Genomic DNA, 19,303 nt, shown 5'->3' on the forward strand with positions numbered 1-19,303 from the left:
TGAAGAAGTGCTCGCCCCAAGCGTCGGGACTGTCGCCGTCTCACTTTCTTGATGTGGGAAAGTTGCGGCACCAACACAGGCGCCTCAGCGAGGGAATCGCCTCTAGTTCGTCCGGGCCAAGCGGGCTACGTCCTTCCAGCGAGCGACTTCGCGCACTATCTCCGGCCGGAGGGCATCGGCCTCGACGGTTTCCTGGGTCAGCACCTGCTTCTCGCAGAACTGCTTGAACTCCGAGGTCTGCGCTATTTCCCCGATCTGCTGGGACAGCACGCGAATGATCGGCTGTGGCGTGCCGCTCGGAGCCATGAAATCGAGCTGCGAAGAGACCTCAAACCCTGAAACGCCTGCCTCGCTGACCGTGGGCGTGTTCGGCAGCGCATCCCACCGCTTCGATCCGGTGACCGCCAAAGCTCGCAGCTTGCCGGATTGGACCAGCGGCAATACCCCGGTGGACGTTTGGCACGTGAAGGAAACTCTTCCGCCGACCACATCGGTGACGGCCACTGTGGTTTCCTTGTAGCTGATATGTTGAGCCTGGGTTTTGCTCATGTCATTGAGGATGACCGAGCAAAGATGCGCGCTGCTTCCAACCCCCTGCGACGAATATGTCAGGGTATTGGGGTTCTTTTTCATAGCCGCGATCAAATCGGGCATGTTCTGATACGGCGAATCCGCAGGAACCACGATTGCGAACGGAACACGCGCGACGCGCGCCACCGGCGCAAAATCCTTTACGGGGTCAAGCGGCGGCGGCGTAATGTCAGAAAACAAGGGAAGAAGATAAAGGGGAATGCCTGTGAGAATCAGTGTGTAACCATCTGCCGGAGCGCGCGCAGCGGCTTGGTAAGCGATCAGGCCACCGGCACCCGGGCGATTCTCGACGACCACGGGGGTATTGAGCCGCTTTGAAAGCGGATCGGAAAAGAAACGCGTGATGGCATCGATCGAGGTTCCCGCGGAAGCAGGAACGATAATCTTGATTGGCCTGGATGGAAATTGATCAGCGAATGCCGCCCCAACCCCTAGCAAGGGAAACGCCCCCAGAAAACTCATGAAGCATCTTTTGCCCTGATCCATGTGAAGTGTCTCCTTTGTACAGCCGTGGCGCGCTTGTTCGATGTACATCGCGCATTTTGAGAAAGTCTAGGTTTAACTCAAAATAGGGCAATCTGTTCCAACGGCAAGGTGCTTTGCACGAGGCGGCAAGCGCCCGCCTGGGCAACGTTCCTTTTCGCCCGAGGGCATGCGCGGCAGGACATGTAGGTGGCTGGTCCAGTCAATGGCGTGCAGCGCAAAGCTGCTTGCCGCCTTGGCGGATAGCGTCGAAAGATGGCGTTCTTAGACTGTTCCGGTTCAAGTCAAACATCAGTGAACGCCATGAAAACGAAGCTGTCCCTCGCCGAGGCGAAAGAAGTCGCCGTTTCCTACCTCGTACATCACGGAATGCCGCTGGGGCATGCCGAGATGGTTGCAGACCATTTGGTCTATGCCACCTTGGCAGGCCATGACTTTGCAGGCATGTCCCGCCTGCAGCCGATAGCGGCCATGTTGAAGGAGCGAGGTGCGGGCGGAGCAATCACCACCATCCGTGAAACGCCCAACTCCGCCCTCCTCGACGGAGCGAACGTCAATGGATACGTGACATCCGTACTGGCAATGGACAAAGCGATCGATCTTGCCAAGCGGAGCGGGATCGGAGTCGTTGGCGTCAGCAACAGCTGGTTCTCCGGCATGCTCCGATACTACGTCGAGCGCGCAGCGGATGCCAATCTGGTCGGCATGCATGCAGCCAACTCCACTGCCCGGGTGGCTCCGTTCGGGGGCATAGACCGGCTCCTGGGCACCAACCCCATCGCGTTCGCCTTCCCATCCCAGGCTGCTCCTCTGATTGTCGATTTCTCTTCCGCATCGATGATGTGGGGGGACGTTCTCTATCACCAGCAGATAAACGCACCCCTGCCGGAAGGACGTGCAGTTGACCGCACCGGCACACCGACCGTCGATCCGGCGTCTGCGCTACAGGGTGCCATTCTGTCCTGGGGAGGCGCTCGTGGCTCGGCGCTTTCAGTCATCGTGCAAGCACTGGGCATTCTTGGAGGCAGCGATTCCGTCATTCGCGATGGCGATGGAAAGTGGGGTTACTTCTTCATGGCCATTGACCCCGAATTGCTGATGCCTCTGCATGAGTTCAAGTCAAAGATCAGCAGCCTTCAACAGCAGATAGCTGACTCCCGGCCCATGCCCGGAGGCGGCCCTGTGAGGACACCGGGCAGCGCTGCCGCAAACCGAGTGCGCGAAGGCCGCGAGCGCGGCTGGATCGAGGTCGATGAGCCCATCTACCAGGCGATCACCAAGCATCGGATGAGCTAGATAAATTCCAGGCAGCGTCATTCCTCCAACAGCGTGATCTCTACGGTGTGTGCAGCCCCGACACTTCCAATTTCGGCAATGCCCGATTGCAACCTCCCCAGGCGCACAAGCCCGGGCGACAAGTGGCCGTTCTCGTAGAAGAGCGCGAGATTGCCCCAGGGCGCGTAGAAGCTGATGTCGCCGGCCACGGGCGTGCAGGCGTCCGGCGCGCCATGGGTGGTGATCGCCCGGGGCAGGTCCGAGATCTTCTCGGTCTCTGCATAGTCCATCAAGGTCAGCGTCAGAGGCAGGAGCGCTGCGAAGTCCCGAGCGCTTGGGTGGTCTTCGAGCATGCCGGTCGCGATGACCATGCCGCCGTTCGAGGTCAGCTTGATTTTCATGTTGGAACTCCTCGTCGAATTCAGGCCGACTGACGTACGGCCAATTTGATCGCAATGGCGGTCGCCGACAGCACGGCAAAGGCCACACCCACGAAGACCATCGGAAGACCGGCCGACTCGCCGAACCATCCCATCAACGGGCTGGCAAGACCGAGAGACAGATCGAGGAACGCCGTGTAGATACCCATCGCCAATGCGCGATTGGCTGCAGGAACCCGCTTGACCGCTTCGACACCGAATCCGGGAAAGACCAGGGAAAAGCCGAAGCCCGTGAGCGCCGCGCCCAGGAGCGCCAGCGACTGAGTCGTTCCCAATCCCAGCAGGGCAAGGCCGATGGCTTCGATCACGAGAAATGCGAGGGCGACCCGCGCCCCGCCGAAGCGATCGACCAGGTGGCCCAGCGCTACGCGTGCCAGGATGAACGCCACCGCGTAGCTTGAAAATACCGGCCACACCGGCGACCAGCTCCGCTCGACGAAGAGCAGGGATCCAAACCCGACGATGGCGCCGAAGCCGGTGCAGCTCAGGGCGAGACCGAGTCCCGGCAGCCAGACAGCCGAAAGCACCGCCCGCGGCGAGTTCCGCTCTGAAGCGACCGGCGGGCCGCTTCGAACCAGCGCGACCACAAGCAAGGTCAACAAGGGGACCACCATGGTGCCTACGGCCACCGCCCCCAAGCCAAAGCGCTCGTACAAAGTCGCTCCGGCTGGCGCTCCGACGGCGAAGGCCGCGAACATGGCCGTCCCAACCCACGCGATGACTCGGCCGGTGTACTGGGCGCTGGCCATGCCCAGGCCCCAGCCCAGCGCGCCGGTGATGATGAAGCTTTCGGCACCGCCAAGGACGCCCCGGCCAATAAGAAGCACGGCTGCCGAGACCAGCGGCAGGTGCACGAGATAAAGGGAAGTCAGGTACAGCACGCCGGCCACCGCGGCAGCGCCGAGGCCGATGGCCACCGCCAGCTTGCCGCCGCGTCGGTCTGCAAATCCACCGGCCCACGGCCGGCAGAGTAACGACGCCATGAACTGGCTGCCAGAGATCATGCCGACGACGAAAGGGCCCATGCCCAGCCGCTCGCGCACGTGCAGGCTAAGCACGGGCAAGGCCATGCCGATCACGGCGAAACTGAGCAGCACGATGGCCATGATCGGTGCCATGGCGCGCAGGACGGACGGCTCGCTGGGTAAAACGTTCTTCGAAGATGCTATGTGCATCGAAGGACCTCACCTCCCGTCCGGTCGAAGCCACGACGGCCGCGCAATTCTGGCGCACTCAGGTGCGCACGGAACCTGGGCTAGCCGTGCTGGAAGTCGGCCGACGCAATTAGGTTGCATCACTTCGCCTCGATCTGCAGTATTCGCGAACTCGGAGTGCCCTTCGCGACACCCTGCCACCAGGCGGTAAATGACTGTGTGCGACCGTCCAGAAAAACAGGTTGTCCCATCGTGGGCGTCCACAACGCGTAAGCGCGGTCCCGGCTGACCGCCGTGATGCGTTTGAACGGATCGTCCCAATCGTGGGGAGCGATCGAGAACCGCCCTACATGCCCCGGCGTCAGCACCTTCGCGCGCAGGTCTTCGGCTGCCTGCGCGGCCTGCTCAGGGTTCATGTGCACGTTCCCCCAGCGCGGGTCGTACTGGCCCGCATCGAGGGTCACCCAGTCGAACGGACCGAGCCGCCGGCCGATATCGGCAAAGTGCGGCCCATATCCCGAGTCGCCGCTGAAGAAGAGGCGGCGTTCAGGGGATACCAGCGCATAGCCGACCCACAGCGAGCGGTCGCGGGTGAAGGCACGTCCGGAAAAGTGCCGGGACGGCGTCACATGGACCTTCAGCTGCGGCGTCAGCGCGACGACCTCGTTCCAATCGGCCTCGCGCACCCCCTGCGTGTCGTAGCCCCAGGCCTCGAAATGCGCCCCGACGCCTAGACCGACGATCACCTGCCGAACCTTGGGGCGCAAGGCCTGCACGCTCGGGTAGTCCAGATGGTCATAGTGGTCGTGGCTGATCAGCAACGCATCGACCTCGGGCATGTCTTCGGCCGTGTAGACACTGGTGCCCTCAAACGCCCGGTTGGCCAAGGGGATCGGCGCAGCGTTGGTGCTGAAGACCGGATCGATCAGGATGCGCTTGCCGCCGAGTTGCACAAAGTACGAAGAATGACCCAGCCAGACCACCAAATCCTGCGCCGCGTCGAGTGCCTTGAGTTCGGTCTTGACGATCGGCACGACACCCGGCGGCCGAGGCTGGCCGTTCGCTGCCAAGAGCGTTTCCATCCACATCGACCACTCCGACTGGTCGGTGGTCAGCATGGGGGTCTCGACCTGGTTGCGAAACACGCCATCAGCCTGATTCGGCGATTGCTTGATGCGCATGAGCCGCTCGCCGACAGGCAGCGCCCCGAACACGGGAAGCTGCAGATAACCGACGGCGCCGGCTAAGCCGAGGATCGCGATACCGAGAAAGACCATGAGGAACCGACTCCAGGATTTTTTCACGCGGGGCATGCGTCGGCTGCCTTCAGTCGGTCCTGCGACCGCACGTACAAGACGACATCGTGGCCTTCGGCAAGCGAGGTCGTGGCTGCGCTACAAGACCAAGCCCGTCAGCCGAACCGGTGATGAACACAGGCCGCTGGTTCCCCGCCGTGGTTCCACCTTGTGCGTCGGTCATGGTCGACCCCTGTTTGGAAATCAGCGCCGTCTGTGCCCTCGACCCCACCGGAATCGCCAGCAGCGAGCCAGGGGCCAGCATCAAACCCAGCGCGGCGTCGACACCGAGGAGATTTCGACGATCCACGGGCGTGCCTGTGCGGGTCATCGGAAGATCTCACCAAGGTTGATTCGCTGGACCGATCGTGAACTCGTTGATCGTCGTATCCTCGGGCTGGTCGATCGCGAAGGCGACAACGCTGGCAATTCGATCCGGGGAGATGCCGAACTTGTCGTAGATGGCTTTCATCTGGTCGAGCGACGCCTTGTCGCTGAAGGTCGACAGGAGTTCGGTATTGACGGCCCCGGGATAGATGGTTGCAGTGCGGATGTTGGTGCCTTCCATGGCTGACTCCATGCGCAAGACTTCCATGAAGTCGCGCACGAACCACTTCGTGCCGCCGTAGACAGCCCCGCCCGGATAAGCCTTGAGCCCGGCCACCGATGAGGTGGCGATGACATGGCCGGACTTCTGCGCGAGGAACTCGGGCAGCACCGCGGCGACACCGTTGAGGACGCCCTTGACATTGACATCAACCATCTGGTGCCAGTCGTCGGTCTTTAGCGCGGACAGTGGCGAATTCGGCATCAGTCCGGCATTGAGAAAAATGGCGTCAACGCGCCCAAAGCTTTCCGTGGCCAGTTTGACGACGGCGTCATTCTCAGATTGCCGCGTGACATCCAATGTCTGGTACACGGCTTGGCCGCCCTGCTGCTCGATCTCGTCGGCGATTTGCTTGAGGTGCTCAGCGCGTCGCGCGCCGAGCACAACCTTCGCACCTTTGCTGGCGAGCAGCTTGGCAGTGGCCTCGCCAATGCCCGACGATGCGCCGGTGATGATGACGACTTTGCCTTTAATCATGATGTTCACGGCTTTCTGTAGATGCCGGCACATAGGGATGCCGACGTAACTTCAATACGCGGGGAGTCGTTACCGGCTCAGCCCAACCAGCAGCAGTGGAGCAAGCTCATGCGTGCACCCCCTACTCGTCAGAAAACTCGACATGGACATCGCGTCGCCCGAGTGCCCGATCCAGGCCGACCGGATCGTCCACGCGACCAAGCCGTGTGTAGGAGTAAGGAGAATCGAACGTCTCGTAGAACAGCACGATGGTCTTGGTGCCGTAGAGCATCAGGTCTCCACTGCGGATCGTTCCCGGCCTGCTCGCGTCGGCGGGCAAAGGTGCTGCCAGATCGACATGCTTTTCATTGCCATTGAGTTCCGCCATTTCCAACCTCATCGGAAGGCGAGCAGCGAACGCTTTGCCGGCGGCAGTGTCGGCGACGGTGATGGCGAAGCGGCGCTGGCCGACCGTGATCCATATGCGCTGCGTTGTCTGCTGACTGGGCAGGGTTCCGGCGACGGAAGCGCTGGCCTTCGTCGAAACGGGGGTCGACTTTTCGCTGGCGCCAGTGCCGCCGGCCATGAGCACTCCGACAAGCAGGCTCGCGAGTTGCAGGCGCTGGCGATAGGCATCGGTCATTGTTTGCATGGTGGTGATGGGATGTTGAATCAGGCGGAGCGCGCACTTTCCGCGCGATACGTCATGACGACCAGGATCGCGCCCATGAGCAAGATCCCTGCGCTAAAGCCGAATGTGCTTCTGTATCCACTGGCATCGAACAGAAAGCCACCGACCGTCGAGCCCAACCCGATGGAAAGTTGCACAACCGCCACCATCAACCCGCCTCCTGCTTCGGCGTCATTGGGCAATGTGCGTGCAATCCACATCCACCACCCCACGGGCGCGCCCGTCGCGACAAGCCCCCACAGGCCCAACAACCCCGTGGTTGCAGGCAAGGAAGTGCCGACGAGCATCAGCACCACCGCAATGACGGCCATCAACAGGGAGATGCTCGCCAGAACGCGATAGACACCGCGACTCAAGAACCACCCGATCACGGTCGCACCGACGAAGCCGGAGACACCCATCGCCAAAAGGAGGAGCGACAAAGTCGAACTGTCGACCGCCGTCACGCTCTCCAGAAATGGACGGAGATAGGTGAAGAGCGCGAACTGCCCCATGAAGAACGAGCCGATTCCGAGCATGCCCACTGCCACGAGCGGATTCCTCAATAGTCGGAAAACGTTGCCTGCGCCACGCGCACGCGGCTGCGGCTGCATCGAAGGGAGGCTGGCCCACTGCCAGGCGAACGCGACCAACGCAATCGGCACCAGACAGAAGAACGCCCCGCGCCACCCCACGGTCGCACCGAGATAGCTACCGATGGGCGCTGCGACGACGGTCGCGAGCGCATTGCCTCCGTTGAAGATGGCGAGCGCGCGCGGCACCTTCGCAGGTGGCACAAGCAGCATGGCTGTGGCAGCCATCATCGACCAGAACCCCCCTACCACAACGCCGATGAGCGCCCGACCGACCAGGTAGACCGCATAGCTGGAGGCAAGCCCGACGATCACGCCGGACAGGCACATCATGGCCGTGAGCACCAGCAGCAAGGTCTTGCGGTTAATTGTCCCGGCGATCTTGGAAATGCACAGGCTGGTGAGGACAGCGAATGCGCCCGAGATGGCGATGCCCTGGCCCGCCATGCCTTCGGTGACCTTGAGGTCGGTGGCCATCGGTGTCAGTAGGCTCACCGGCATGAATTCAGAGGCGATCAACGCGAAGACGCACAGCGTCATCGCGAAGACGCCGCTCCAATGCGCCACCTGTGCGCCGTCGGTACGCTCGGTGGTGTCGTCGCCTGCGTCCGCGGAAATGATCTGCGTCGTCATCAGGCGCTGGCCGACACAAGGTGCCTGGTGAAGAACGCCGTGAGCTTGTCGAACGGGATCAGAGTCACCCGGTCGTATAGGTCTACGTGGCCCGCGCCTGGAACGACATACAGCTCCTTAGGTTCGGCAGCGCGCTTGTAGGCGTCCTCGCTGAACTCCTTGGAGTGAGCCTGATCCCCGGTGATGAAGAGCATCGGGCGCGGCGAGATCGTCTCGATGTCGTTGAACGGATAGAAGTTCATGAACTTCACGTTGCTGGTCAGGGTTGGCATCGTGGTGGTCCGCGACGACACGCCTGTCGGCGTGAATTCACCGCGCGGCGTGCGGTAGAACTCGAAGAACTCGCGTTGGATAGGATGCGTGTCCGCGTTCAGCGCGAGCACGGTGCCGCCGGTGTACTTGATGGCACCGCCGTTGAACTCAGCCTGACGTTGCTCGGCGGCCGCCGCGATGATCTGCTTACGCTGCTCCACCGTCTGCGAGTGGTTTAGCGCGTTGCGATTGGCTGCGCCCATGTCGTACATGCTGACCGTCGCGATGGCCTTCATTCGCGGATCAATCTTCGCCGCACTGATGACGAAACTTCCGCTGCCGCACACGCCGATGGCGCCGATCTGCCGCCGATCCACGAATGCTTGGCTGCCGAGAAAGTCGACCGCCGCACTGAAGCTTTCAGCGTAGATGTCCGGCGAGACCGCGTTGCGCGGCTGCCCGGCGCTGCCGCCCCAGAACGGCAGGTCGAGCGAAATCGTCACGAAGCCTTGTTCGGCCATCTTGGTGGCGTAGAGATTCGCGCTTTGCTCCTTCACCGCTCCCATGGGGTGACCAACAACGATCGCCGGGGCGCGCTTCTTGCGATCCAGCGACTGGGGAATGAAGAGATTCCCGGCGATCGTCATCTGATACTGGTTCTTGAAAGTGACCTTCTGCACAGTGACCTTGTCGCTTGTGTAGAAGTTGTCGGCGCCATTGGCCATGGGGGCGCCTTTCTGCGGTGGTGCCGCCCATGTCGGACCGGTCGCGGACATCATGCCCGCCGCAACAAGGCCACCTCCCGCCGTTTTCAAGAAGTCGCGTCGATCGGAACGGTCGGCGTTGTGCGCGGTCGACACGGCTCTATCGATATTCGTCATGGTTGTTAGTCCGGTAAAGCGCGTACCTGAGTCCGCGCGTTGTTTGTTGGATGTTGGCTCTTCAGCGATGAGGACAAGTTTGTCGAGCTGCGTCCAACTTGACTAGATAATGAATACTTAATAAACTTATTAATCTGACTAATTAGTTAATGTTTGATTGGATTGCCGTGCCAAGACGCAATTTCAAGGATCTGCTGGCGTTTGTGACCGTCGCGCGCGAGGGCAGCTTCACCAAGGCGGCCGGCACGCTAGGCGTGACGCAGTCGGCGCTCAGCCAGGCAATCCGAGGCCTTGAGGAAACACTGAAGATCCGCTTGTTGACGCGTACCACGCGCAGCGTCGCTCCGACGCCAGCCGGCGAGCGGCTCATGGCGGCCATTGGTCATCGCTTCGACGAGATCGAGAGCGAGCTGGAGGCGCTGACAGAACTGCGCGACAAGCCTGCAGGCACCGTTCGGATTACGTGCGGCGACAACGTGCTGCACTCCGTACTGCTCCCAAAGCTGGCTCCACTGTTGCGCGAGTATCCTGATATCAAACTGGAGTTCGACATGAACTACGGTTTCCGCGACATCGTGGCGGACCGCTTCGACGCCGGCGTTCGGATGGGCAGCACCATCGACAAGGACATGATCGCCGTGCCCATCGGCCCTCCTTTGAGGATGGCAGTCGTCGCCTCCCCGGACTATTTCTCCGCCAACGGCATCCCCAAGACACCCGCCGACCTGACCACGCACCGATGCATCAACCAGCGTATGCCGACCTCCGGCGGTCTGTATGTATGGGATTTCGAGAAGCGGGGCCGGAAGGTCAACGTGCGTGTCGACGGCCCTTTGATCTTCAACACCGCGCCGCCTCAGGTGGATGCATCGCTTGCCGGACTGGGAATCTCGCTGCTGCCGGAAGATGAATTGATGCAGCACCTCGTCTCGGGTCGTCTCGTGCGCGTGCTAGAGGACTGGTGCCCAAAGTTCGCCGGGTATCACCTGTACTACCCTAGCAAGCGCCAGCCTTCGCCGGCTTTTTCGCTGGTAGTGAAAGCGCTTCGGTTCAGCGGACATGGCCAGCCGTAGTGGCGCATCGGCCGACCCATCCACCTTGGCGACAACTCCAATCAAATCAGTCCCGGCCATCGCGGGCGACTCACACCGAACAACTCATGGCAACCCAAAGACTCCGCACGATCGCGTCCACTTCGGGAGCGCCATCGGGCACGCAAAGCATCCAGCGCGTCGTCATGATCCTTCGCCATCTGGCCTCTCGCAATCGGGATGGGCTGCGTCTCATCGATCTCGTCGACGCATTGCAACTTGAGCAGCCGACTGTGCACCGGATGCTCAAGAGCTTGGTCGCCGAGTCTCTGGTGATGCAGGACCCACAGAACAAACGCTATTTCCTGGGTAGAAGCATGTACGAACTCGGCTTGGCCGCAAGTCAGCGCTTCGACTTCCGCTCGCTGTGCAGCCCCATCCTGAGCAACTTGGCCAGGCAAACCGGAGATACGGTGTTCCTGACAAGTCGCTCTGGAGACGAGAGCGTATGCCTTGCGCGCCACGAAGGCACCTCGCCCGTGAAGGTCTTCACCCTGGCACTCGGCGACCGTCGGCCGCTGGGTGCGGGTGCCAGCAGCATGGCGCTGCTCTCGGCTTATCCCCTTGCAGAGATTCGACAGATCATCTTCTCGAATGCAGAACGCCTAGCCGAGTTCGGTGAGCCCGAACCGGAGGACTTGTTCCGGCGCGTCGAGAAGGCAAAGCGCCTGGGCTATTCGGTAAGGGATCTGCCTCACTTCGAAGGCATCCGGGCAATCGGCGTTCCAGTTTTCGACTTCGAAGCCCAGCCCATCGCTGCCATCAGCATCTCGACGCTGACAGCCAGACTGACGGGCCACGGCTTCGACGAACGGCTACACCTGCTACGTGAGCACGCTGACCAGATCCGTAAACTCACAGAACCAACCAGTGGTGGATGAGCTCAGGGAAAGATGCCCACCGGACCTCTGGACGCGGCCCCTGCCGGAGCACTCTGCGGCTGATTAATCACCGGCATAGCTGAGGGCCCGGTCGGCCCCGACGGAACCGAAGGCCGGGTCGACCCCGAAGCCTTCTGCATCGCCTGCTTCTCGACAGCCTGATCCGCCTCCAGCACCTTGGCCGTGCTCTGAATGTAGGCTCGCAATGCTTCCGTATCGTCTGCTGACAGGGTGCTGGCCCAGCCCTTCATGCCTCTGTCTTCGAGAACGCCCTTCAACACGATGGCATTGAAGGTTTCGCGGTTCGAGGGAACCATCGAGCGCCGCAGGTCCGGCAGCATGTTGTTGGTGTTCATCCCCTTGCCGTGACAGCTTGCGCAGTTGCTGTAGTAGAGCTTCTCTCCGATCGCGATCTGCGCAGGCGTGAACGTCTCCGGAGAAACGATAGCAGGGCCGTACGGCTTCGAGTTGTCGGCAAGCTTGGCGGTGCCACCGAGTTTGAACACAAGCACACGCCCATTCGTCGCGGCCTTAGCGCTCGTGAAAGGTACGTGGATGGCGTTGGCGCCGCCGTAGCCCGACAACACGGCGATGTACTGCTCGCCATTCAGCATGTAGCTCATGGCGCCCGCCACGATGCCATCGAAGCCCTGCCAAGACCAGACCTTCTGCCCGTTGTCGGACCGGTACGCCACCAGCCGCCCGTCCGCCGTGCCCTGAAAGACCAGATCGCCAGCGGTGGCCAGCACACCCGCCGACGAAACGGCGCCATGGTTGACGCGCCACACCTCCGCCTGACGGATCGGGTCCCACGCGAGCAGATAGCCCTCGGTCTGCAAAGCGCCCACCTTGCGATCGGACTCATTGAAAGGTGGGGTATTGCGCGCCGAACCTGTGCCGAGATTGTAGGAGCCGTCCCCACCCTTGTACTTATAGTTGGGGTTGTCCTTGTACCCGTAAGGGATGTTCTGTACCGGCAGATAGACCAGGTTGGTCTTCGGGCTGAACGCCATCGGATGCCAGTTGTGCGCGCCCGTGGATCCAGGCGTCGCAAGGAAGTCGGTGTTGTTGACACCGTATCTCGCCTGCGGGTAGACGATCGGGCGGCCCGTCGTCTTGTCGATGCCCGATGCCCAGTTGACCACCGCGAATTTCTCCGCCGAAACCAGCTTGCCATTCTGGCGATCGATGACATAGAAAAAGCCGTTCTTCGGCGCGTGCAAGGCGACTTTCCGTTTGGCTCCGTCGATGGCCAGATCGGTCAAGATGATCGGCTGGGAAGACGTGTAGTCCCAGTCATCTGCAGGAGTCTCCTGGTAATGCCAGCGGTACTCGCCAGTGTTCGCATCCACTGCGACAACCGAGCCTAGGAAGAGATCGTCGCCCTTGGCACCTGAGCGCGTTTTCCAGCTCCACGGAGAGCCGTTGCCGCCGCCGATGATGACCTGGTCGAAGTCCGGGTCGTAAAGGATTGCATCCCATGCGGTTCCGCCACCGCCGCTCTGCTTCCAAACGCCATCACCCCATGTCGGGTAGGCAACATTCATCAGAACCTTGTCGGAAGCCGCGCCATCGGGTTCATTGTTCGGATTGGGCGTGAGATAAAAGCGCCACGCCTGCTTACCCGTCTCCGCGTCGTAGGCCGTGACATAGCCGCGTACGCCAAACTCTGCGCCGGCGTTGCCGATGACGACCTTGCCCTTGAAGGCTCGTGGTTGTCCGGTGATGGTGTATGGCTTCGTCTGGTCGACAGTTTGTTGCGACCACACCTCCTTACCGGTCTTCGCGTCCAGCGCGACGAGGCGCCCATCGAGCGTGCCTACGTAGATTCTCCCGTTCCAGGCCGCGACCCCACGATTGGCCACATCACAGCATGCGTTCTGCGCGGAGATGGGCCGAACCTTCGGGTCGTAGCGCCAGAGTTCCTTGCCGGTCGCAGCGTCGTAGGCGAATACCTTCGACCAGGCAGTGCTCGTGTAAAGGACGCCGTCGACCACCAATGGGGTCGCCTGTTGCCCGCGATTGGTGTCGAAGTCACCGACCCAGGCGAGCCCGAGTTGCGAAACGTTTGTCTGGTTGATCTTGTCGAGCGCACTGTAGTGCGCTTCGTAGTACGACCCCCCGCTGGTCATCCAGTTGCCCGGCTCCTTTTCAGCGGCCGCGAGACGCTCGGCATTCACCCGCGCGTACTCCGCTGCGGGCGCGGCATCTGCGTGCGCGAGTCCCAGCGTCAAGCCGAGTGCGAGTGCGATCGACCTAACGCGTCGTATGTAGTCAGTGCTTTTCAAAGTTGTCTCCTATTTGCTTTAGTGAATATCTGGGCGGAGCGTGGTCGCCCGTTGCAACGCGAACCTGGCCAGGTTCGAACACTCGGGTGAATGGCCGCGGCCGCGGTACTTGCCGCAGACCCGACATCCCGACCTTCCGGCGAGCGTGCTAGACCGGCGCCAGCTGATTTCCAATCGGCAGTTGGCGGATACGGTTGCCCGTGGCGGCGAAGATGGCGTTGCACAACGCAGGGGCAACGGGCGGAAGTCCGGGTTCTCCGACGCCGCCGGGTGCCACCTCGTAATCGGACGGTGCCAGGTGAACTCGAATCTGTCTCGGCGCTTGGTTGTGACGCAACATTACGTGGTCATGGAAGTTGCTCTGCGTCACCCGCCCGTCCTTGAACGTGATCTCGCCGTGCATAGCAAGACCCAGCCCCATGATCACCGAGCCCTCGACCTGCGACCTGATGCGCTCCGGATTGACCTGCGGGCCGCAGTCGAGGGCCATGTCGACGTCGACGATCCGCACGTTGCCCTTGCCGTCCACTTCGACCTCGATCACGGCTGCTGCGTAGGTCATGAAGGAGTACGCCATCGCCAGCCCCAGACCACGGCCCTTGGGGAGCGTTCTGCCCCAGCGCGCACCTGCTGTCGCGAGCTCGATCACGCGGCGCATGCGACCCGTGTCGATCGGATAACGCTCGGGTGACTCGCCGTAATTGACCTGGTCGCCCAACGTCCGCGGATCGATGCGTCGGTCAGGTCCGAGCAGACCCAGCAAGTACGCCTTCGGGTCCTTGCCTGCGGCGACTGCCAGTTCATTCACGAAACACTGGACCGCAAACGCATGCGGCACGTTGTAGACCGCCCTGAACCAGCCGATGCGTGTGTGGGCCGACACCTCCGGCGTCTCGATGCGCACGTTCGGAATGACGTAGGGAACGTTGATGGCGGTCATGCCCATTTCGAGCGGCCGCAGCACCTTGGTCGCGAGCGAGAACGTCCACCCGATGGACGGCGCCGCAGACCGATGCAGCCAGGCGACCGGGTAGCCCTCGTTGTCGAGCGCAGCCTCCAGCCGCTCCACTGCGACGGCGTGGTAGTAGTCGTGCCGGAGATCATCTTCACGCGTCCATTGCACCTTGACCGCCCGCCCCCCCATCTCCTTTGAGATCAACGCCGCTTCGGAGATGAAGTCCGACTTCGACTTGCGGCCGAATCCACCGCCGAGCAAGGTGGCATTGATCGTGACATCCTCCTGCTTGATGCCCACGTGCATCGCAACGTTCTCTCGCGCGGTCTGCGGCGCCTGTGTCGGGGCCCAGATCTCGCAACGCCCGTCCTTGAACCGGGCGGTAGCGACAGGAGGCTCCATGGTGGCATGTGCCAGGTGCGGCAGGTAGTACTCTGCCTCGACGCGTCGCGTGGCCTGAGCGAGTGCCGCCGTGGCGTCACCGTCGCTACGCACCGACTTTGACGGTGTACGCGCTGCGGCCTCCAGTTCTGCTTTGTAGGCGACGCTGTCGTAGCTCCCGTGCGGCCCGCTGTCCCATTCGAGCACCAGCGCTTCGCGACCCTTTATCGCGGCCCACGTGTTGCGGGCGACCACGGCGACACCGCCCAGCGGGTGATGCGCTGCAGGCAGCGGTGTGCTCTTGAGTTCCAGCACGCGGATCACGCCGGGCACCTCGAGCGCCTTGCCGGCGTCGAACGACTTCAGTTTGCCGCCAACCACCGGAGGGCGTGCAACCACGGCATAGACCATCTTGTCCAGCCGAGCGTCGATGCCGAACACTGCGCGGCCACGCACGATGTCGGCGCCGTCGATCAACGGGGTGTCCGACTTGCCGATATAGCGGAACTGGGAAGGCGACTTCAGCCGCAGTGCATCGCGCGCGGGCACTGGCAGGCCGGCGGCCGCCACGGCGACACTGCCGAAGCCAAGCCTGCGACCGCTCGGCTGATGGACGAGTTGGTGGTTGGCAGCGCGAACCTCTTCGGCCGGTACGCCCCAACGCGCCGCAGCCGCCGCCTCCAGCATCATGCGGGCAGCCGCGCCGACGCGCCGCATCGGATCCATCGAGTGGCGTAAGCTACGCGAGCCGTCGGTGTTCTGATTGCCGTAGCGCTTCTCGTCGCCCTGCGCCTGCGTCACTCGCACGCGCCGAAGATCGGCTTCGAGCTCCTCGGCGACCACCATCGGAATGCTGGTGCGCACGCCCTGGCCCATCTCGGCACGGTGGCAGACAACAGTGACGGTGCCGTCGGGTGCGACGGATACGAAGACCAACGGATCGTCAACCACACCACCCGGCATCCGGTCGCCGCCGTATTTCGGCGGTGGGGCAGGCGCTGCAGGCGCCGTCTGGGCCAATACTTCACCGGCCGCACTCACGACCAGTGCGAGCCCACCCGCAAAGCCTTTGAGCACGCGGCGCCGGGATGCATCAGATGGGGCCTGAGCTGCTGCGGCCTTGGGGAAATGCATTGTGCGGGTCATGCCTTGCTCCTTCGCTGGGTCGCCACCTGCTTGATCGCCGCCCGGATGCGGGTGTAGGTCCCGCACCGGCAGATGTTCCCGCTCATCGCGTCGTCGATGTCGGTGTCAGACGGGTTCGGGTTGCGCTTGAGCAGGGCCACCGCCGACATGATCTGCCCGCTTTGACAGTACCCGCACTGCGGAACATTCAACGAGGTCCAAGCGGCCTGGACGGCCGCACCCAGCGGGTCGGCCTCCATGCGCTCGATGGTCGTCACCCGCTTGCCCGCGGTGGCCGAGATGGGGGTGATGCAGGAGCGGATCGCGTTCCCGTCCATATGCACGGTGCATGAGCCGCACAGCCCGGCACCGCAGCCGAACTTGGTGCCCACCATCCCCAGTTCGTCCCGCAAGGTCCAAAGAAGAGGTGTTTCGGCGGGGACGTCCACATCCATTGAACGGCCGTTGACATTGAGTTTCATCATGGGTTTGTCTCGCTTCAGTTTTGAGAACGGGCACCGCGACCCCGTCCAGATGCACTCCAACATCTGGGTCTTCCATTAACCCACATTATGGATTTCATAGAAACAATCACGTGCGGCTCAAGTATCTTTCTGCAGAAACTCTATGGCAATAGCTCAGCAAAGCAGTCATCAAATAATTTCTTTAAAGTCCATCATGTGGGTTACTGCTTGAGGAATCTTGGTTCATTGCCTTCGGGACGGTTTCGCGCTTAGCCCGTCTCTCCTGCCGGCGCGACAGAAGTCAGAAGCGGTACGAAGCACCTGCCCCCACGGTCCAGGTACGGCCCGGCGCAGGCTCGTAGTAGCGGCCATTGCTCTCGTTGACGACCACCGAGCCGATGACGCGACGGCCGAACAGGTTGTCAATGCGCGCGAAAGCGTTGATCTCCCAGCGTTCCCAGCGCTTGACATACCCGGCATACAGCGCAACCAGGGCATATCCGGGTGCAAGCGCACCGCTCGCGTCGGCCGCCTGGATGCTCGACAGCGCTCGCAGCTCGATGCCCCCTCGCCATCCTTCCAGGGGCACATAGCCGAACGAGGCGAAGAGCGACTGCTGCGCAAGGCCGGGAATCCGTTGGCCAGAGGCCCGGAAGTACGCATCAAGCCAGGTGTAAGCCACCTGGGTGCGCCAATGGTCAGCGGTTTCGTGCAGCCAGCCAAGTTCCATGCCGTCCCGCCGCGTGCGACCGCCATTCGTGAACGTGGCGCGGCCGTTCACGTTGGTGGCCGTGACGATCTCGTCGGCGGTCTGCGTACGGAACAGTGCCGCCGTCAGCAACCCACCTGCTAGCCGTGCCTTGGCGCCGAGCTCCACGCTGTCGTTGACCGAGGGGCGCAGCGCGAGGTTCAGGCCCGCAAGACCACCGGGGCGGTAGGAAAGTTCGTTCAACGTGGGGGTTTCGAAGCCACGGCCGACCGAGGTATAGACGTTCAGGTCGCGGGTCACCGCAAAACGCAGCGCCGCCACAGGCAGGGACTTCGCGTAGCGCGCGGCGCCGCTGTCGTCCCCATTGCGGCCGAGAACATAGTGGTCCTGCGAATCGAAGCGAACAGTGCTGCGGCGCACGCCTGCTTCGAAGGTCCAGCGCCTCTCGAAATGCCAAGTCGCCTGCACATAGGGATCGATGTTCGACACATCGTTGGTCTCGTTGCGACGCAAACGACCTTGCACGCCAAGCTGTGTGGGCGCAGCGGCGTTGCCGAGATAGTTTTCGTAGCCCCGCCGCTGCTCCGTGAGCGTGTCGTAGGCGAAGCCGGTGACCACCTCGACGGGCCTGTCGGCCAGCTGTGTCCGCGTGCTCCAGCGCACATCGAATCCGGCGTAGTCGCGCTGCAGATCAATCACACCGCCCGCCTGCAAGGGGTTGGCCTGCGCCGACGGCGGAATCGACTGGAACTGCAGGGTCTTGCGCTCACCGCGGTAAACCATCAGTCGCAGACCGTTGTCGGCATTCAGGCGCCGCTCGTACAGCAAACCGATTTGCGTCTGGTCTACCGTCTTGCGCGTGTCGTACTGCTCGGCCAGCGTGGCGCCGCGCCGATCTGACTGCACCTGTGCAGCTGTCAGCCCCAACGGATCCTGCGCGCGGAGTGCGACGCTGTTGAAGCTCAACGCGATCCGGCTGTCGCCGTCGAGCTGCAGGCCGAGCTTGCCATTGACCAGGCGCCGTCGCGCCTCGCTGTGGTCTCGGTAGCCGTCGGCGTGAAAGTCGTTGGTGCTCAGCAGGTAGTCGACCGCGCCGGTGGAACCCGAGGCCTTGGCGCTCTGACGCAACGTACCGGCGCTTGCGGCCGCGAAGGCGTAGCCGACCGTTGGCGGGCCCTCCCCGGTTTCCGTGAACACCTGGAGCACGCCACCCGACGAATTGCCGTACAGCGCCGAAAACGGCCCGCGCATGATTTCGACCCGGTCGGCCGAACCGATGTCGATGTTTGAAGTCTGGCCCTGCCCGTCCGGCAATGTCGCCGGGATTCCATCGACATACAGGCGCACACCTCGCACGCCGAAAGTCGAGCGCGCACCGAAGCCACGCACCGACAACTGCAGGTCTTGCGCATAGTTCTGCCGGTTCTGGATCTGCAGGCCCGGCACGGCGCCCAGGCTCTCCGACAAGTTGACCTGGAGCCGACTGTCACGCAACTCGGCACCCTCGACGCGATCGACCGAGCCTGCCACGTCGAAAGGCGAAACGGTGCCGCTTGGCATGCTCACGGTGACTTCAGGCAGGGTTTGCGCCTGCTGCGCCATTGCGGCAAAAGGCGGAAAGGCACAACAGAGGCACAAAGTGAATGCGCAAGGCAGCGGGCACGAGCCCGGCGGAAGGCCACCTCCCAGCTGCTGAGCGATCGTCGAGGCGGCGTCGGTCAACCCCGCTTGGCCCACGCGCTGCACCAACCTTTACCGGCCACCTGCTTCGCTCCGAACAGAGGGCAGCCGCCGAAGGCATCCGTGGGCTTGCCCTGGAAGAGCACGCAGTTGCTGCAGTCCTGGCCTGGCGCATATTTGGGGAACTTCTTCGGGTCGGTCTTCGTAGCGTCCGCGACGTAGCCGAGCGCCATGGCCTGTGGATCTTTCTCATCGACCTTGGTCTGCGCTTGCACGTCCAAACCAAAGGTCGCTGCCGCAGCGGAACATGTCATCATGAAGATGCGCCGAGTCGTAGGCTTAAACATGAGTTGTCTTTTCGAAATGGGTGTAGACGGGAGTGCGATGGCGTCGCGGAAG

At 62.4% G+C, this 19,303-nt stretch carries 16 protein-coding genes; 3 read left to right on the forward strand and 13 right to left on the reverse strand.

Features of this window, described 5'->3' with window-relative positions:
* Positions 1 to 102: 102 nt before the first annotated feature.
* Entirely contained in the window at positions 103 to 1,077 is a 975-nt protein-coding gene (locus tag BXA03_RS25195; RefSeq protein WP_076511927.1) for a Bug family tripartite tricarboxylate transporter substrate binding protein, read from the reverse strand.
* 300 nt (positions 1,078 to 1,377) lie between these two features.
* Here BXA03_RS25195 and BXA03_RS25200 point away from each other — a divergent pair, with 300 nt between their 5' ends.
* Positions 1,378 to 2,370 carry an Ldh family oxidoreductase gene (locus BXA03_RS25200; RefSeq protein WP_076511928.1) on the forward strand — a complete coding sequence of 331 codons (993 nt, stop codon included), beginning with the start codon at positions 1,378 to 1,380 and terminating at the stop codon, positions 2,368 to 2,370.
* 17 nt (positions 2,371 to 2,387) lie between these two features.
* Here the strand turns inward: BXA03_RS25200 and BXA03_RS25205 are convergent, their stop codons facing one another.
* From BXA03_RS25205 to BXA03_RS25235, 7 genes are all read right to left on the reverse strand, one after another.
* Complete coding sequence (locus BXA03_RS25205; RefSeq protein ID WP_076511929.1) at positions 2,388 to 2,750, reverse strand: cyclophilin-like fold protein; 363 nt, start codon at positions 2,748 to 2,750, stop codon at positions 2,388 to 2,390.
* 20 nt (positions 2,751 to 2,770) lie between these two features.
* Positions 2,771 to 3,964, reverse strand: a complete 1,194-nt coding sequence (locus tag BXA03_RS25210; RefSeq protein ID WP_076511930.1) for an arabinose transporter — start codon at positions 3,962 to 3,964, stop codon at positions 2,771 to 2,773.
* 119 nt (positions 3,965 to 4,083) lie between these two features.
* Positions 4,084 to 5,256, reverse strand: a complete 1,173-nt coding sequence (locus BXA03_RS25215) for an MBL fold metallo-hydrolase (protein WP_234983837.1) — start codon at positions 5,254 to 5,256, stop codon at positions 4,084 to 4,086.
* 322 nt (positions 5,257 to 5,578) lie between these two features.
* Positions 5,579 to 6,322, reverse strand: coding sequence for an SDR family oxidoreductase (locus tag BXA03_RS25220; RefSeq protein ID WP_076511970.1), 744 nt, complete (start codon positions 6,320 to 6,322; stop codon positions 5,579 to 5,581).
* Between the two features lie 121 nt (positions 6,323 to 6,443).
* Positions 6,444 to 6,953, reverse strand: a complete 510-nt coding sequence (locus BXA03_RS25225) for a cyclophilin-like fold protein (protein ID WP_234983838.1) — start codon at positions 6,951 to 6,953, stop codon at positions 6,444 to 6,446.
* Positions 6,954 to 6,973: 20 nt separating this feature from the next.
* Positions 6,974 to 8,197: an MFS transporter gene (locus tag BXA03_RS25230; protein ID WP_076511931.1), complete on the reverse strand. Its 1,224-nt coding sequence runs from the start codon at positions 8,195 to 8,197 to the stop codon at positions 6,974 to 6,976.
* Positions 8,197 to 9,228 carry an alpha/beta hydrolase gene (locus tag BXA03_RS25235; protein ID WP_076511932.1) on the reverse strand — a complete coding sequence of 344 codons (1,032 nt, stop codon included), beginning with the start codon at positions 9,226 to 9,228 and terminating at the stop codon, positions 8,197 to 8,199. The genes BXA03_RS25230 and BXA03_RS25235 overlap by 1 nt, the downstream gene beginning before the upstream one ends.
* Positions 9,229 to 9,497: 269 nt before the next feature.
* Here BXA03_RS25235 and BXA03_RS25240 point away from each other — a divergent pair, with 269 nt between their 5' ends.
* Positions 9,498 to 10,403 carry a LysR family transcriptional regulator gene (locus tag BXA03_RS25240; protein WP_076511972.1) on the forward strand — a complete coding sequence of 302 codons (906 nt, stop codon included), beginning with the start codon at positions 9,498 to 9,500 and terminating at the stop codon, positions 10,401 to 10,403.
* Between the two features lie 86 nt (positions 10,404 to 10,489).
* The gene (locus tag BXA03_RS25245) at positions 10,490 to 11,302 is read left to right on the forward strand and encodes an IclR family transcriptional regulator (protein WP_076511933.1); all 813 of its coding nucleotides are present in this window, start codon (positions 10,490 to 10,492) and stop codon (positions 11,300 to 11,302) included.
* Positions 11,303 to 11,304: 2 nt separating this feature from the next.
* Here BXA03_RS25245 and BXA03_RS25250 read toward each other — a convergent pair whose 3' ends face one another.
* The 5 genes from BXA03_RS25250 to BXA03_RS25270 form a co-directional block, all read right to left on the reverse strand.
* A complete protein-coding gene (locus tag BXA03_RS25250; RefSeq protein WP_076511934.1) occupies positions 11,305 to 13,536 on the reverse strand; it encodes a PQQ-dependent dehydrogenase, methanol/ethanol family in 2,232 nt (743 codons plus the stop codon).
* Positions 13,537 to 13,738: 202 nt separating this feature from the next.
* Positions 13,739 to 16,072 carry a xanthine dehydrogenase family protein molybdopterin-binding subunit gene (locus BXA03_RS25255; protein ID WP_076511935.1) on the reverse strand — a complete coding sequence of 778 codons (2,334 nt, stop codon included), beginning with the start codon at positions 16,070 to 16,072 and terminating at the stop codon, positions 13,739 to 13,741.
* Complete coding sequence (locus tag BXA03_RS25260; protein WP_076511973.1) at positions 16,069 to 16,536, reverse strand: (2Fe-2S)-binding protein; 468 nt, start codon at positions 16,534 to 16,536, stop codon at positions 16,069 to 16,071. The genes BXA03_RS25255 and BXA03_RS25260 overlap by 4 nt, the downstream gene beginning before the upstream one ends.
* A 280-nt stretch (positions 16,537 to 16,816) precedes the next feature.
* Positions 16,817 to 18,826, reverse strand: a complete 2,010-nt coding sequence (locus tag BXA03_RS25265; RefSeq protein ID WP_083716516.1) for a TonB-dependent receptor domain-containing protein — start codon at positions 18,824 to 18,826, stop codon at positions 16,817 to 16,819.
* A gap of 116 nt (positions 18,827 to 18,942) precedes the next feature.
* Positions 18,943 to 19,251, reverse strand: a complete 309-nt coding sequence (locus tag BXA03_RS25270; protein ID WP_076511936.1) for a high-potential iron-sulfur protein — start codon at positions 19,249 to 19,251, stop codon at positions 18,943 to 18,945.
* Positions 19,252 to 19,303 lie beyond the last annotated feature (52 nt).

Origin of the sequence: Pseudacidovorax sp. RU35E (assembly GCF_900156165.1) — a bacterium.
In the GTDB taxonomy this organism is placed as follows: Bacteria; Pseudomonadota; Gammaproteobacteria; order Burkholderiales; family Burkholderiaceae_C; genus Xenophilus.